We start from the raw sequence: 13309 nt of genomic DNA, 5'->3' as shown, positions 1-13309 counted from the left end.
AGTAAATAAAAAATTAAAGCACTAAAACGTCATTCCTATCAGAATGACGTTTTTTATTTTAACCTATTTCATATATTTGTATATATGCTAAAACAAAGTTTACAATACAAGCTATTACAGAAATTATCTCCTCAACAGATACAGTTGATGAAGTTAATTCAATTGCCTACGCAAGCTTTTGAGGAACGTCTAAAACAAGAAATTGAAGAAAATCCTGCATTAGATACTGGAAAGGATGATGCAGATTCTATAGATGATGATTTATCGAATGAATATGATGATGCTGGAACGGAGAAAATAGAAGCAGAAGACATCAATATAGATGATTATCTAAGTGATGACGAAATACCAAATTATAAAACACAAGCTAATAATTACTCTGCTGATGATGAAGAGAAAAACGTACCTTATGCTAGTGGTACTAGTTTTCATCAATCCTTAAAAAATCAATTAAGCACCTATACTTTTACCGATGAAGAACTTTCTATAGCTGAATTTTTAGTGGGTAGTATAGATGACAGTGGTTATATAAGAAGAGATATTATAGATGTAGTAGACGATTTAGCTTTTACAGAAAATGTTTTTACTACTGAAGAAAAAGTTATCTCTATTCTAAAAAAAGTGGTGCATACTTTAGATCCCATTGGTGTTGGAGCAAGAGATTTAAAAGAATGTTTAATTATTCAATTAAAGAGAAAAGAAAGCAACAAAATTAGAAGTTTAGCAATTGAAATTCTAGAAACTGCTTTTGATCATTTTGTAAAAAAACATTATAAAAAATTACAAGAAAAGTTTACCATTTCTGAAGAAGAATTAAAAGAAGTAAATAAAGAAATTTCTAAACTAAACCCTAAACCAGGAAGTTCTTATGCTGGTAATAATAAAATAGCAGAACAAATTGTTCCTGACTTTTCTATTAAGTTGGTTGATGGTGAATTAGATTTAGTTTTAAACTCAAGAAATGCTCCCGAATTACATATTTCTAGAGAATATAACAATATGCTTAAAGGCTACCAAGAAGCTACTGTAAAAAGTAAGTCACAAAAGGATGCTGTATTCTTTATCAAGCAAAAATTAGATTCTGCAAAATGGTTTATTGATGCAATTAAACAGCGTCAACAAACACTTTTAGTAACAATGAATACGATTATGCACTATCAATATGATTATTTTTTAACAGGTGATGAGCGCAAGCTAAAACCAATGATTTTAAAAGATATTGCAGACAAAATTAATATGGATGTTTCTACGGTTTCTAGGGTTGCAAATAGTAAGTATGTGTCTACTCCTTATGGTACAAAATTGATAAAGGAATTCTTTTCTGAATCTATGAAAAACGACCAAGGAGAAGATGTATCTACCAAAGAAATAAAGAAAATATTAGAGACCGTAATTTTAGAAGAGAATAAAAAGAAACCTCTAACTGACGAAAAACTGGCAGCAATCTTAAAGGAAAAAGGATATCCTATTGCTAGAAGAACGGTGGCAAAATATAGGGAACAATTAGATTTACCGGTAGCACGTTTACGTAAAGAGATTTAATGAAGTTTTATAAATTTATATCCGTTATGCTGCACCCAATTGTAATACCTACAATTGGAATAACCTTATATTTTATATTAATTCAAAATAGTTTTAGCAAGAATCAAAAGTTTGCCGTACTAGGTCTGATTTTTGTAACAACTTACTTAGTACCTTTACTCATACTCATTCTTTTTAGGAGGTTTAAGCTTATAAAATCATTTAAAGCAGAAAGTATAAAGGAAAGAAAAGTTCCTGTTGCTATGATGATTGTATTGTTTTATTTACTAGGTAATACACTATATGGAATAGCTAACTTAAGAGATTTAGGAATGCTTTTTTACGCCACCTCATTAGGATTGGTATTTATATACATATTGTTTGCTTTTAAAATAAAAACAAGCATCCATTTAATATCCATAGGGATTACAATTGGCTTCTTTTACGTGTTGAGTTTTATGTATCAGCAAAACCTAACGGCAGTACTTATCTGTGGTTTACTTCTCTCCGGAATTTTAGCTAGCGCAAGGTTGCACTTAAAAGCACACACACATAAAGAAGTATATTTAGGCTTTATACTAGGCTTTGTATCTCCAAGTATTGTTTTCTACTTTTTATAAAAGATAGAAAATAAGTCCAAATTTTAAGATTTTAGTATTTATAACTTCTCCGTTTATAGTACTATTTTCAAAAACAGGTGTTAAACCGTAATAAAGGTTGATATTAAACTCATCATACCCCGTAGATAAAGTTAAGCCATACTGCAATTTATTGTAATTAGAAACATCCTTATACTTAAAGGTGTTCCCATTTTCATCATCAAACTGAAATTTATTAGAGAGGTTGTACGAAAACTTAATACCACCATATATCCTCCAGAAACTATATTTATTCGCTGTTGAAGTTCTCCATCTAAATTCTAATGGAAATTCTAAGTTATGAGATTTAAATAGATTAGCACTAATAGTTGCATCACTACTAAAATCAGTTGCATTGTTTATTTCTTCGACTTTAAGCTCATGATTAAAAAAATCAAATCCATATCCTACACCAGCTGCAATAGAGAAATTACCTTGTTTATTTAAAATTACATCTTTTAAAAAACCAACTGAAAGTCCATATGAAAAGTTACTTTTAAATATTTCTTGAGGTTGATCTACAAACTGAGCATAAGAAACTGCCACATAAATTTGATCTTCCGCATACCTATCTCCTAGGTTTAAGGAATCTTTCTGTGCAAAAGACCCAATTACATTAATCAAAATTATAAAGAGAGTTAAGGCTGTTTTCATATACAAATTAAACGTTTTATAAAGTGAGAATATTTTATTAGAATTTTAATTTCTAAAAAAAACATAAAAAAAAGGATAATTCAATGAATTATCCTTTTTTTAAAAATTATATTATTTAGATTACTCAGTCTTTTTTGAAGCAGAATAACTAATCTTAAGAGCATTTACATCTCTTAATTTTAATCTAATATCTGTAATTGTACCAACACTAGATTCAGTATCTGCCTTAATAGAAGTTGTCATAAATGGAACTTCTGCTTCAGAAACTTTAGATCTTGCATTTATTATAAATGCAGGAACTTCATCCGCAGTAGCAATTTTATCATTCAATTGAATTCTATTATAACTTGTACCATACTTAGCATCTTTAGCTTTACCTACATAAATAGTAGTTACCAAACTTTTATGCTCTAATTTCTTTACTTCTGTTGCCGAAGGTAACCTTGGAGCATCAATTTGTAAAGAAGTTTCTCTCATGGTAGTAGTAACCATAAAAAAGAATAACAACATAAATACAATATCTGGTAAAGCTGCAGTATTTACTGCTGGCATTCCTTTCTTCTTTTTTCTAAATTTAGACATACTGTTAAATTTTAAAAATTAATTTGTAGGTTCTTGATCTGAAATAATTTGAGGATAAGCTGTTTTGATAAACTCAACTTTATTTTTCAAATTATCATTAGCTCTATCGTCCTTATAACTTTCTTCAAGTTCTTCAAATGGAATCTTGTATTTTTCAACACTTAGTCTATTTCTTAAAAAACTATAAGCTTTTAACAATTCATCTTGAACAGTTAAATAAGTTCCATATTCTGTTAACCTATCACTTTGTACCGATATAATAGCTTTATTAGGGTGATCTGAAGATTCATCACTTCTATCACCTTTACAATAACTACATGGTCCGGTAGCAACGCCATTTTCAACTTTACCTTCTCCTCCACCATTATCTACAAATGAGATAGCGGCTTCTTTTAGGTCTTTAATATCCATTCTTTCGCCTTCAACTAAAAGCTCATTATTTCTATTAATACTTACCTCAAAAATGTTTTTTTCCTTAATAACAGGTGGCACATAATCTGCTGGTGGTTTTTCAGATAGTTTTTTAGAAACTCCTGAATCCACATTCATTGTTGTTGTTACTAAGAAAAAGATTAACAGCAAGAAGGCAATATCTGCCATAGAACCTGCATTAATTTCTGGATTCTCTCTTCTTGCCATATTATTATGATTTTATTAATCCTTTTACTAAATCGTATACAAAGAATAAACTAGCTACTAGGCCTAGACAAACGCTATACCATATACCTGTTCCTACCCATTGGTTACTAGAAGATCCTGCTTCACCACCTACAAGTACTTTTCCTTGTGTATCAAGTACAGCATTACTATCTGCTAAAAAGTAAGCAAAAACTAATACTACACCTAAAGCAGCAACTCCTAACAAAGTCTTTTTCAAATTTTCTGGATTTGTAAAAAGGCTAAATAAAGAAAGCAACAATGTTGCACCTACTGCAAAGTAAAGTAATATAGTAGAAAAAGTAACTATACTACCAACAGAACCACTTAAGGCTGCTGTATCTCCCTCATCTGACATAAAGATGTTGATAAAGAGAAAGGCTCCAATTACAGCTATTACAGCTATAAATATGTTTAAAATTTTTGATAAATTATTTTTCATAATATATCTTATTTTTTATATTTCACTAATAAATCTATTAATTGAATAGATGCATCTTCCATGTTGTTTACAATACTATCGATTTTAGATACGATGTAATTATAAAAAATCTGTAAAATAATTGCTACTATTAAACCAAATACAGTTGTTAATAATGCTACTTTAATACCAACAGCTACAACTCCAGGAGAAATATCATTTGCTACTGCAATCATATCAAAAGCCTGAATCATACCAATTACTGTACCCATAAACCCAAGCATCGGTGCTAAAGCAATAAATAAAGATAACCAAGAGATGTTTTTCTCTAAAAGTCCCATTTGAACTCCTCCATAAGAAACTACAGCTTTTTCTGCAGCATCTACTCCTTCATCTACTCTATCTAAACCTTGGTAAAAGATAGATGCAACTGGTCCTTTAGAGTTTCTACAAACTTCTTTAGCAGCTTCTATACCACCAGAACTTAAAGCATCATCTACACTTGCTACTAATTTCTTAGTATTCGTTGTTGCCATGTTTAAATAAATAATTCTTTCAATTGCAATTGCTAAACCTAAAATTAAGGCTACTAATACAATTCCCATAAATTCTGGGCCACCCTCAATAAAACGTTGTTTTAATTCTTGGTGGAAAGTTTTTGACTCTTCAGCTGCTTCTTGTGCGAAAGTTGATTGAATAGCTCCAAAAAACATAAATCCTGTTACGGATAGGACATTTACTACTTTTTTCATCTTTGTTATAATTAATTTTTAATAGTTAACGGGTTAAAGATATTAATTTTCATCTCAAAAAAATAATATGAAAGATAATTTAACTAAAATATTTAAAAAATCATCCCTCTATTACTTTTGAGAGTGCCAAGTAACAAAAAAATATTGAGCATTTAAAAAAAAAATCAATCTATTTGATATTAAAAACTTCAATTAACTCAATAATATGTTTAAAAATGATAATTATCAGTTAATTCACCTCTTAAAGATTTTTCAAAGAAATGTTTAAAGTCATCATCTGATAGGTTTTTATCTAATAAGTACATTAACTTAGCTATCGCAGACTCGGTAGTAATATCTCTACCATTAATCACCCCTATTTCTAAAAGCAGCAAACTTGTATCATAATGCCCCATCATTACTCTACCACTTTTACATTGGGTTACGTTTATAATTTTAATTCCTTTATCAATTGCCGTTTTTAACAAACAAATAAAGCTTTCGGAATTGGGTGCATTACCAGATCCATACGTTTCTAGCACAACTCCTTTTAAATTAGGAATATTTAATATACTTTCTACTACCCGATTTGATATCCCTGGAAATAATTTTAAAATAACAACTTCATCAACCAAATGCTTTCTAACAATTAATGCTTCCTTTTGTTCTTCTTGATGAATTAAATGCTCATTAAATTTAAGATGCACACCACTTTCTGCTAATGGCGGAAAATTCATAGACGTAAATGCCTCAAATAACTCTGAACTTATTTTAGTGGTTCTATTCGCTCTATATAACTTATATTCAAAATACAAACAAACTTCAGACACAATTGGTTTTCCATTCTTATATGCACACGCTACCTCTATAGAAGTAATTAAATTCTCTTTAGCATCTGTTCTTAAATCTCCAATTGGCAGTTGAGATCCTGTAAAAATGATTGGTTTTTGCAAGTTTTCTAACATAAAACTAATCGCAGAAGAAGTGTACGCCATGGTATCGGAACCTGTTAACACAACAAAACCATCAAATTTTTTATAATTTTCTTCAATAATTTCCACAATACTTATATAGTATTTGGTATTCATATTTGATGAATCTATTGCATCTTCAAAAGAAACACTTTCTATCTTACAATTTAACTGTTGCAATTCTGGAATCTTTTCTACAATCTGACTAAAATCAAATGCTTTTAAGGCATTTGTCTTATAGTCTTTCATCATACCAATCGTTCCTCCTGTATATATAAGTAATATGTTAGGTTTTCTTGTCATTTTGTCATTTTTATCTTCCAAACAATAAATTGGAATACTTTATGTTGTAAATTTATCAAACAAAAATGAAATACAATTTTTAAACAATATAAATTATGATAGGATTCTATATTTTAATTGGTGCAATTGCTTTAGCTAGTTGGTTAGTGAGTAATACGCTGAAGAATAAATTTAAAAAATACTCTAAAATTCAGCTTAGAAACGGGATGAGTGGTGCAGAAATTGCAGAAAAAATGTTAGCTGATAACGGTATTTTTGATGTAAAAGTAATTTCTACTCCTGGTAGATTAACAGACCATTACAACCCTGCAGATAAAACAGTAAATTTAAGTGAATCTGTTTACAACCAAAGAAATGCAGCTGCAGCTGCTGTTGCTGCGCATGAATGCGGTCACGCAGTGCAACACGCACAAGCATATAGTTATTTAACAATGCGATCTAAATTAGTACCCGTTGTTAGTGTAACTTCTAAGTTTTCTCAATGGTTGGTAATTGGTGGGTTAATTATGGGAGCAGCTTCTGGAGCTACTGGAATTGGTTTTTACATTGCCGTTGCAGGTTTGGTTTTTATGGGCTTTGCAACCCTTTTTAGTTTTGTTACTTTACCTGTAGAATATGATGCTAGTAATAGAGCATTGGCTTGGTTAAAAAACAAAAACATGGTTTCTCAAGAAGAATTAGCAGGAGCAACGGATGCTTTAACATGGGCTGCAAGAACGTATTTAGTTGCTGCCTTGGGTTCATTAGCAACCTTATTATACTGGGGAATGCAAATTTTAGGAGGAAGAGATTAGCATCGCAGATGCTTTTTGTATTTACTTTTTAAGTAATAAATTATATTTAAACACTTTTGATTTATTTCGAAAGTGTTTTTTTGATTTATATTGATTGGAAACTTGATGTAAAAATAGTTTTATTAATACTGCTTTCGCAGGATAAAAGTTAAGCTGACAAACTAGTTTAGCCCAGATTTAACGGTCTGTTTGAGCTCTTTTTTATTCCTTTTTAAGGATAAAAAAAGCGAGTAGTGAAAGCTGGAGGTAGCTTCAAAAAGATTAACAGATCGACAGCTTACATAAAAGTAAACTCTGAAATGACGTGTATAAAAAAACCTTCTTGATTTCTCAAAAAGGTTTCTATTCTATTTATTTCATCTTGATTCTTAGTTCTAAAAATCTTAATATTTACTTAGTCATTCAACTTTAAGACCGCCATAAATGCTTCTTGAGGAATTTCTACATTACCAACCTGACGCATTCTTTTCTTCCCTTTTTTCTGCTTCTCTAATAACTTACGTTTTCTAGAAATATCTCCACCATAACATTTTGCAGTAACATCTTTACGCAATGCTTTGGTAGTTTCACGGGCAATAATTTTTGCACCAATTGCTGCCTGAATAGGAATATCGAACTGTTGACGAGGAATTAATTCTTTTAACTTCTCTACAATTTTCTTACCAATCGTATAGGCATTATCAGCGTGTAAAAGGGCAGAAAGCGCATCTACAGGTTGTGCGTTTAAAAGAATATCTACTCTTACTAATTTAGATTCTCTCATTCCTATCGGAGAATAATCGAAAGAAGCATACCCTTTAGAAACCGTTTTTAAACGATCGTAAAAATCGAAAACAATTTCTGCCAAAGGCATATCAAACGTTAACTCTACTCTTTCTGTAGTTAAGTATGTTTGATTGGTAATTTCTCCACGTTTTTCGATACACAAACTCATTACTTGCCCAACAAAATCAGACTTGGTAATTATACTTGCTTTGATAAAAGGTTCTTCTACTCTATCTAATCTAGATGGATCTGGTAAATCTGTAGGATTATTTAAAAGTAATATTTCGTTCGGATTTTTCTTTGTGTACGCATGGTAAGAAACGTTGGGAACCGTTGTAATAACAGTCATATTAAACTCACGCTCTAAACGTTCTTGAATAATTTCCATGTGTAACATTCCTAAAAACCCACAACGGAAACCAAAACCTAAAGCGGCAGAACTTTCTGGTTGAAACACCAAAGAAGCATCATTTAATTGCAGCTTTTCCATAGAGTAACGCAACTCTTCGTAATCTTCTGTATCCACTGGATAAATACCCGCAAAAACCATTGGTTTTACATCTTCGAAACCATCAATTATTTCTGTAGTTGGCTTGTATGCATCTGTAATAGTATCTCCTACCTTTACTTCTTTTGCTGTTTTAATTCCTGTAATTAAATATCCAACATCTCCTGTTTTTACAGATTTTCTTACAACTTGAGTCAGCTTTAAAGTACCAACTTCATCGGCAAAATAATTTTTACCAGTTGCCATAAACTTAATCTCTTGTCCTTTTTTTATTTCTCCGTTTAAAACACGGAAATACGTTTCAATTCCACGATAAGAATTGTAAACAGAATCGAAAATTAAGGCTTGTAACGGAGCATCTGGATCTCCTTTTGGAGCAGGAACTCTATCAATAATGGCAGCTAAAATATTATCGACTCCAAAACCTGTTTTTCCACTTGCGTGAATTACATCTTCTGGGTCACAACCTAATAAATCTACAATATCATCTGTTACTTCTTCTGGATTTGCAGAAGGTAAATCTACTTTATTTAAAATAGGAATAATTTCTAAATCATTCTCTAAAGCTAGATATAGGTTAGAAATTGTTTGTGCCTGTATACTTTGTGCGGCATCTACAATTAGCAATGCGCCTTCACAAGCGGCAATTGAACGAGAAACTTCGTATGAGAAATCTACGTGACCAGGAGTGTCTATTAAATTAAGGATATAGTGTTCTCCTTTGTGCTCGAAATCCATTTGGATAGCATGCGATTTTATGGTAATACCACGTTCTCGCTCTAAATCCATATTATCTAATAATTGATCCTTCTTTTCACGATCTGTTACAGCACCTGTGTACTCTAATAACCTATCTGCTAACGTACTTTTACCATGATCTATATGTGCGATAATGCAAAAGTTTCTAATGTTTTTCATACTTCGTTTTCTAACTGCGTTCAACTGACAAAGATAGGTAAATAAGTTTGTGAATTAAATAACTAAAAGTATCTTAATTTTTGCAGTTGACAGCTATTTTTTGCAGTCTAGAAGAAAAGCATTTTTAAAACCTTGCTAAGTGTGCTTTTTGGTGATATAAATTTTAAATTAGAAAGAGATTTACAAATCTCTTTCTAATTCTGCAATTGCTACTTTAAATTCTTCTAAATTGATACATTCATCACCCGATTTATCATATCCTTTTATCAATTCACCAGCTACAATTCCTCTAAAAAAGCCACTGATATCTGCATCTTTTAATAGGTCTTTTACTTCATCTTTATTTAATTTACCGTCTTTATCTTTATCAAAAAAAAGAAAAGCTTCTGCCGGACTTTGAAATTTACTAGTGATTAAAAAATTGATTTTTTTTAAAATATCTTCTTTTGCTCCCATAATATAATTTGATTCTTTTATACTGTAAGATATAATTTTATTTTTAAAATACAAAGCTTTTCATATTTCTAAGAGATGATTTAAAAAATGAATTTAGAAATATTCCAACTGAAAAAACAGCAAAAAATATTTTTCACCTTAAAGGTTTAAAAAAACACTAAATTTGCAAAAAATTATATCGTTTTGATTAAAATCGGCAACATAGAATTACCAGACTTTCCTCTTTTATTAGCACCAATGGAAGATGTCTCTGATCCACCATTTAGAGCTTTATGTAAAGAACAAGGAGCAGATGTGGTATATACAGAGTTTATTTCTTCTGAAGGCTTGATTCGTGATGCAGCAAAAAGCATTATGAAACTAGACATCTATGAAAAAGAACGTCCGGTAGGAATTCAGATTTTTGGAGCCAACTTAGAATCGATGTTAAGAACAGTGGAGATTGTTGAAAAATCAAAGCCAGATATTATTGATATCAACTTTGGTTGCCCCGTAAAGAAAGTCGTTTCTAAAGGTGCAGGAGCAGGAATTTTAAAAGACATAGATTTAATGGTTTCATTAACAGAAGCGATGGTAAAACACACTAATTTACCTATTACAGTTAAAACGCGTTTAGGTTGGGATCATGATTCTATTAGAATTGTAGAAGTTGCAGAACGCTTGCAAGATGTAGGTTGTAAAGCAATTTCAATTCACGGCAGAACGCGTGCCCAAATGTATAAAGGTGAGGCAGATTGGAAACCGATTGCAGACGTAAAAAACAACCAAAGAATGCACATACCTGTTTTTGGAAATGGTGATGTAACTTCTCCTGAAAAAGCCATGGAAATGAGAGATTCTTATGGTTTAGATGGTTGTATGATTGGTAGAGCTGCTATTGGCTATCCTTGGTTTTTTAATGAAATAAAACACTTCTTTAAAACTGGCGAACATTTAACAAAACCAACAATTGCACAACGTGTAGAAATGGCAAGAAGGCACTTACAAATGGCCATTGATTGGAAAGGACCTGTATTAGGTGTTTTTGAAACTAGAAGACATTATACCAATTACTTTAAAGGGATTCCGCATTTTAAAGAATACAGAATGAAAATGGTAACTTCTGATGATGCAAAAGATGTTTTTGCGACGTTTGATGAAGTGGAAGCTAAGTTTGGGAACACGATTATCCCTCAATATTAGACCGTTATTCTACGATTGAGAAAGAGTTAATTATTTTATCTATATCTTTTATATAGTTCTTAAAGTTTTTTTCTTCATTTTTATATTCAACAGTATAACCATTTTGTTTATAATAAATTATAAAGACAACACTTTCATAAATTGCATGAGGAAACTTCTCTTTAAATTTTAAAAGATACATCCTTTCATATTTTTTATGTTTAGACTCAACTAATTGATAACTAAAACCCTTACCCCACATTCGTTTCTTTCTGCTTAAAAAAAGATCTAAATAATCTTCTAAGGTATACTCTAATTTACATTCATTATCAATTTTATCACTACTTATGTATACATCAGCAAGTCTTCGATTATAATTTAAAGAATCAACAAACTCTCCTTTAATATAATACCAATCTCCGCTACTATATTTAGATTTCTCCCAATTATCAGGTAAGTCAATTGTATAGTTTAAAACCTTTTCAGCTCTTTGAAGACTGTCTAACTCTTGAAAAGGTTGCGTTTTACATTTCCTTTTCTGATTTAGTGAAGCACAAGAAACGAATGCAAGCAAAAGAAATAGTATTAATAAATTAAACGAATTTTTCATGAAAATTACTTTTCTACAAACTCTTTAGAAATTCTACTACTAGCAATTTTAGAGGCTATAAAGCCCAAAATTGTAATGGTAGCTATTACAATAAAAAGATTCGAGAATCTAAATTCTACCGGATAAGCAAAGTTTTGGGTAATCATAAATATGCCAAATTCTTTCTGAATAAAAACAATTATAATACCCAGAGTTAACCCGATAATCATTCCTAAAAAGGTTAATAGGAAACCTTGTAAAATAAAAACTTTTTTAATTTCTTTAATAGATGCACCTAAACTAAAAAGAGTTTTTAAGTTCGATTTTTTATCAATAATCATCATTATAATTGCACCAATAACATTAAATAATGCTATAATTACAATTAATGTAAAAATAAGATACGACACAAAATTCTCTGTATTAATTACCTTATAGAAAACCTCATTTAATTGTTGTTTAGTCTGTACTTTAAATTGATTTCCTAATTGCTGTTGTAGTTCTTCCGAAAACAAATCGGCGTCTAAATTGTCTTTTAATTTAATTTCAACACCTGTTATTTGGTTATCATCAAAATTCAATAAATTCTTTGCTTCATTTATAGAAACAAAAACAAATTTACTTTCAAACTCTTCCGTACCAGAATACAAACCAACAATTTGTACATCTTTTTTATAAAAAGCATTATTAGGGTTGATAAAACCTACTCCTGGTTTAGGAACCATAATTGTTAAAGGAGATCCATAATTTAAAACTCCTAATGATAACTTTCTTGAAATTCCATTACCAACAACTGCAGTATTTGGCTGATCTAAATCTAACCAACCTCCTAAACTGATTACAGAATCTATGTCTGTAATAGAAGTATAACTCTCTTCAACACCCTTTATATAAGCAATTTCATTCTTATCATTGTACTCTAAAAAAACGCGTTCTTCTATAATTTTAGATGTTGCTTTAATAGAAGTATTATTTATTAATGCTTGATGGACATCATCCGAATAGAAAAAAGTTTTCCCTTTATTAGAAGTAATTTTAATATCAGGATCAGATACATCTAACAAGCTGTAACTAAATGTACGCAAGCCAGAAAAACCAGAAAGGATAATAAACAAGGCTAAAGAGCCTACAATTACACCAAAAGAAGCAATAATTGTAATAATATTGATGGCATTATTACTTGTTTTTGTAAATAAATATCTTTTGGCTATGTATAAGGGAAAGTTCAAATGCGAGAATGAATTTAACTTCTTTTACGTCTTGGCAAAACGCTAGGATCTTTAATAGGATTGTCATCTTCACCTTTTAAAGATTTATCAATTTCCTCAATATAATCTAACGTATCATCTCCAAAAAATAATAATTCTGGCATTCTACGTAATTGGTGTTTTGTTCTTTTTGCCATTTCATGGCGAATTAAAACCGTATTAGATTGTACACCTTTAATAATTTCTTCTCTATTGCTAGAAGGAAATACACTTAAATAAACTTTAGCGACTCCTAAATCTGATGTTACATGAACCTTAGAAACAGAAATAATTATTCCTTTCATTCCATCTTGCGCTGCTTTCTGTAAAACATCTACCAAATCCTTTTGCAATACTCCTGCAATTTTACGTTGTCTGTTCGTTTCTTCCATG

General features: G+C 30.5%; 15 protein-coding genes. 4 read left to right on the top strand and 11 right to left on the bottom strand.

What is annotated here, in order from left to right:
• Positions 1-84 precede the first annotated feature (84 nt).
• Together rpoN and H0I29_RS08525 are read left to right on the top strand one after the other, a co-directional pair.
• Positions 85-1542 (top strand): RNA polymerase factor sigma-54, encoded by a 1458-nt coding sequence (gene rpoN, locus H0I29_RS08530; protein ID WP_218732380.1) that lies wholly within the window; start codon positions 85-87, stop codon positions 1540-1542.
• Complete coding sequence (locus H0I29_RS08525) at positions 1542-2141, top strand: hypothetical protein (protein WP_218732379.1); 600 nt, start codon at positions 1542-1544, stop codon at positions 2139-2141. The genes rpoN and H0I29_RS08525 overlap by 1 nt, the downstream gene beginning before the upstream one ends.
• Here the strand turns inward: H0I29_RS08525 and H0I29_RS08520 are convergent.
• The 6 genes from H0I29_RS08520 to H0I29_RS08495 form a co-directional block, all read right to left on the bottom strand.
• The gene (locus H0I29_RS08520; protein ID WP_218755092.1) at positions 2136-2813 is read right to left on the bottom strand and encodes a porin family protein; all 678 of its coding nucleotides are present in this window, start codon (positions 2811-2813) and stop codon (positions 2136-2138) included. The genes H0I29_RS08525 and H0I29_RS08520 overlap by 6 nt on opposite strands.
• A gap of 120 nt (positions 2814-2933) precedes the next feature.
• Positions 2934-3395 carry a biopolymer transporter ExbD gene (locus tag H0I29_RS08515; RefSeq protein WP_165734320.1) on the bottom strand — a complete coding sequence of 154 codons (462 nt, stop codon included), beginning with the start codon at positions 3393-3395 and terminating at the stop codon, positions 2934-2936.
• Between the two features lie 18 nt (positions 3396-3413).
• Positions 3414-4034 carry a biopolymer transporter ExbD gene (locus tag H0I29_RS08510; RefSeq protein WP_218755091.1) on the bottom strand — a complete coding sequence of 207 codons (621 nt, stop codon included), beginning with the start codon at positions 4032-4034 and terminating at the stop codon, positions 3414-3416.
• 4 nt (positions 4035-4038) lie between these two features.
• Positions 4039-4494, bottom strand: a complete 456-nt coding sequence (locus tag H0I29_RS08505) for a hypothetical protein (protein ID WP_218755090.1) — start codon at positions 4492-4494, stop codon at positions 4039-4041.
• Between the two features lie 8 nt (positions 4495-4502).
• Positions 4503-5225, bottom strand: a complete 723-nt coding sequence (locus H0I29_RS08500) for a MotA/TolQ/ExbB proton channel family protein (RefSeq protein WP_165734317.1) — start codon at positions 5223-5225, stop codon at positions 4503-4505.
• Positions 5226-5434: 209 nt separating this feature from the next.
• A complete protein-coding gene (locus H0I29_RS08495) occupies positions 5435-6478 on the bottom strand; it encodes an asparaginase (protein ID WP_218732375.1) in 1044 nt (347 codons plus the stop codon).
• A gap of 95 nt (positions 6479-6573) precedes the next feature.
• On the opposite strand from H0I29_RS08495, the gene H0I29_RS08490 reads away from it, so the two are divergent.
• Positions 6574-7272, top strand: coding sequence for a zinc metallopeptidase (locus H0I29_RS08490; RefSeq protein ID WP_218755089.1), 699 nt, complete (start codon positions 6574-6576; stop codon positions 7270-7272).
• 394 nt (positions 7273-7666) lie between these two features.
• On the opposite strand, the gene lepA is transcribed toward H0I29_RS08490, so the two are convergent.
• Together lepA and H0I29_RS08480 are read right to left on the bottom strand one after the other, a co-directional pair.
• Positions 7667-9463 carry a translation elongation factor 4 gene (lepA, locus tag H0I29_RS08485; RefSeq protein WP_218755088.1) on the bottom strand — a complete coding sequence of 599 codons (1797 nt, stop codon included), beginning with the start codon at positions 9461-9463 and terminating at the stop codon, positions 7667-7669.
• A gap of 180 nt (positions 9464-9643) precedes the next feature.
• Complete coding sequence (locus H0I29_RS08480) at positions 9644-9919, bottom strand: EF-hand domain-containing protein (protein WP_218755087.1); 276 nt, start codon at positions 9917-9919, stop codon at positions 9644-9646.
• A gap of 183 nt (positions 9920-10102) precedes the next feature.
• Here H0I29_RS08480 and dusB point away from each other — a divergent pair, with 183 nt between their 5' ends.
• Positions 10103-11101 carry a tRNA dihydrouridine synthase DusB gene (gene dusB, locus H0I29_RS08475; protein ID WP_218732371.1) on the top strand — a complete coding sequence of 333 codons (999 nt, stop codon included), beginning with the start codon at positions 10103-10105 and terminating at the stop codon, positions 11099-11101.
• 4 nt (positions 11102-11105) lie between these two features.
• On the opposite strand, the gene H0I29_RS08470 is transcribed toward dusB, so the two are convergent.
• The 3 genes from H0I29_RS08470 to rbfA are packed head-to-tail and all read right to left on the bottom strand — an operon-like array spanning position 11106 to position 13308.
• Complete coding sequence (locus H0I29_RS08470) at positions 11106-11690, bottom strand: hypothetical protein (protein ID WP_218732370.1); 585 nt, start codon at positions 11688-11690, stop codon at positions 11106-11108.
• Positions 11691-11695: 5 nt separating this feature from the next.
• Positions 11696-12898, bottom strand: coding sequence for an ABC transporter permease (locus H0I29_RS08465; RefSeq protein ID WP_218755086.1), 1203 nt, complete (start codon positions 12896-12898; stop codon positions 11696-11698).
• A 14-nt stretch (positions 12899-12912) separates the two neighbouring features.
• Complete coding sequence (rbfA, locus tag H0I29_RS08460) at positions 12913-13308, bottom strand: 30S ribosome-binding factor RbfA (protein ID WP_165734310.1); 396 nt, start codon at positions 13306-13308, stop codon at positions 12913-12915.
• Position 13309 lies beyond the last annotated feature (1 nt).

The organism is Polaribacter sp. R2A056_3_33 (assembly GCF_019278485.1).
Taxonomy (GTDB): Bacteria; Bacteroidota; Bacteroidia; order Flavobacteriales; family Flavobacteriaceae; genus Polaribacter.
The sequence above is the reverse complement of the archived record's forward strand: the minus strand, read 5'-3'. Positions and strand labels throughout refer to the sequence as shown.

Excerpts from the sequence above, each read along its gene's own strand:
- H0I29_RS08490 (WP_218755089.1), top strand. The coding sequence starts at position 6,574 with ATGATAGGATTCTATATTTTAATTGGTGCAATTGCTTTAGCTAGTTGG.
- H0I29_RS08470 (WP_218732370.1), bottom strand. The coding sequence starts at position 11,690 with ATGAAAAATTCGTTTAATTTATTAATACTATTTCTTTTGCTTGCATTC.
- rbfA (WP_165734310.1), bottom strand. The coding sequence starts at position 13,308 with ATGGAAGAAACGAACAGACAACGTAAAATTGCAGGAGTATTGCAAAAG.
- H0I29_RS08510 (WP_218755091.1), bottom strand. The coding sequence starts at position 4,034 with ATGGCAAGAAGAGAGAATCCAGAAATTAATGCAGGTTCTATGGCAGAT.
- H0I29_RS08500 (WP_165734317.1), bottom strand. The coding sequence starts at position 5,225 with ATGAAAAAAGTAGTAAATGTCCTATCCGTAACAGGATTTATGTTTTTT.
- H0I29_RS08520 (WP_218755092.1), bottom strand. The coding sequence starts at position 2,813 with ATGAAAACAGCCTTAACTCTCTTTATAATTTTGATTAATGTAATTGGG.
- lepA (WP_218755088.1), bottom strand. The coding sequence starts at position 9,463 with ATGAAAAACATTAGAAACTTTTGCATTATCGCACATATAGATCATGGT.
- H0I29_RS08505 (WP_218755090.1), bottom strand. The coding sequence starts at position 4,494 with ATGAAAAATAATTTATCAAAAATTTTAAACATATTTATAGCTGTAATA.
- H0I29_RS08495 (WP_218732375.1), bottom strand. The coding sequence starts at position 6,478 with ATGACAAGAAAACCTAACATATTACTTATATATACAGGAGGAACGATT.
- H0I29_RS08525 (WP_218732379.1), top strand. The coding sequence starts at position 1,542 with ATGAAGTTTTATAAATTTATATCCGTTATGCTGCACCCAATTGTAATA.
- rpoN (WP_218732380.1), top strand. The coding sequence starts at position 85 with ATGCTAAAACAAAGTTTACAATACAAGCTATTACAGAAATTATCTCCT.
- H0I29_RS08515 (WP_165734320.1), bottom strand. The coding sequence starts at position 3,395 with ATGTCTAAATTTAGAAAAAAGAAGAAAGGAATGCCAGCAGTAAATACT.
- H0I29_RS08480 (WP_218755087.1), bottom strand. The coding sequence starts at position 9,919 with ATGGGAGCAAAAGAAGATATTTTAAAAAAAATCAATTTTTTAATCACT.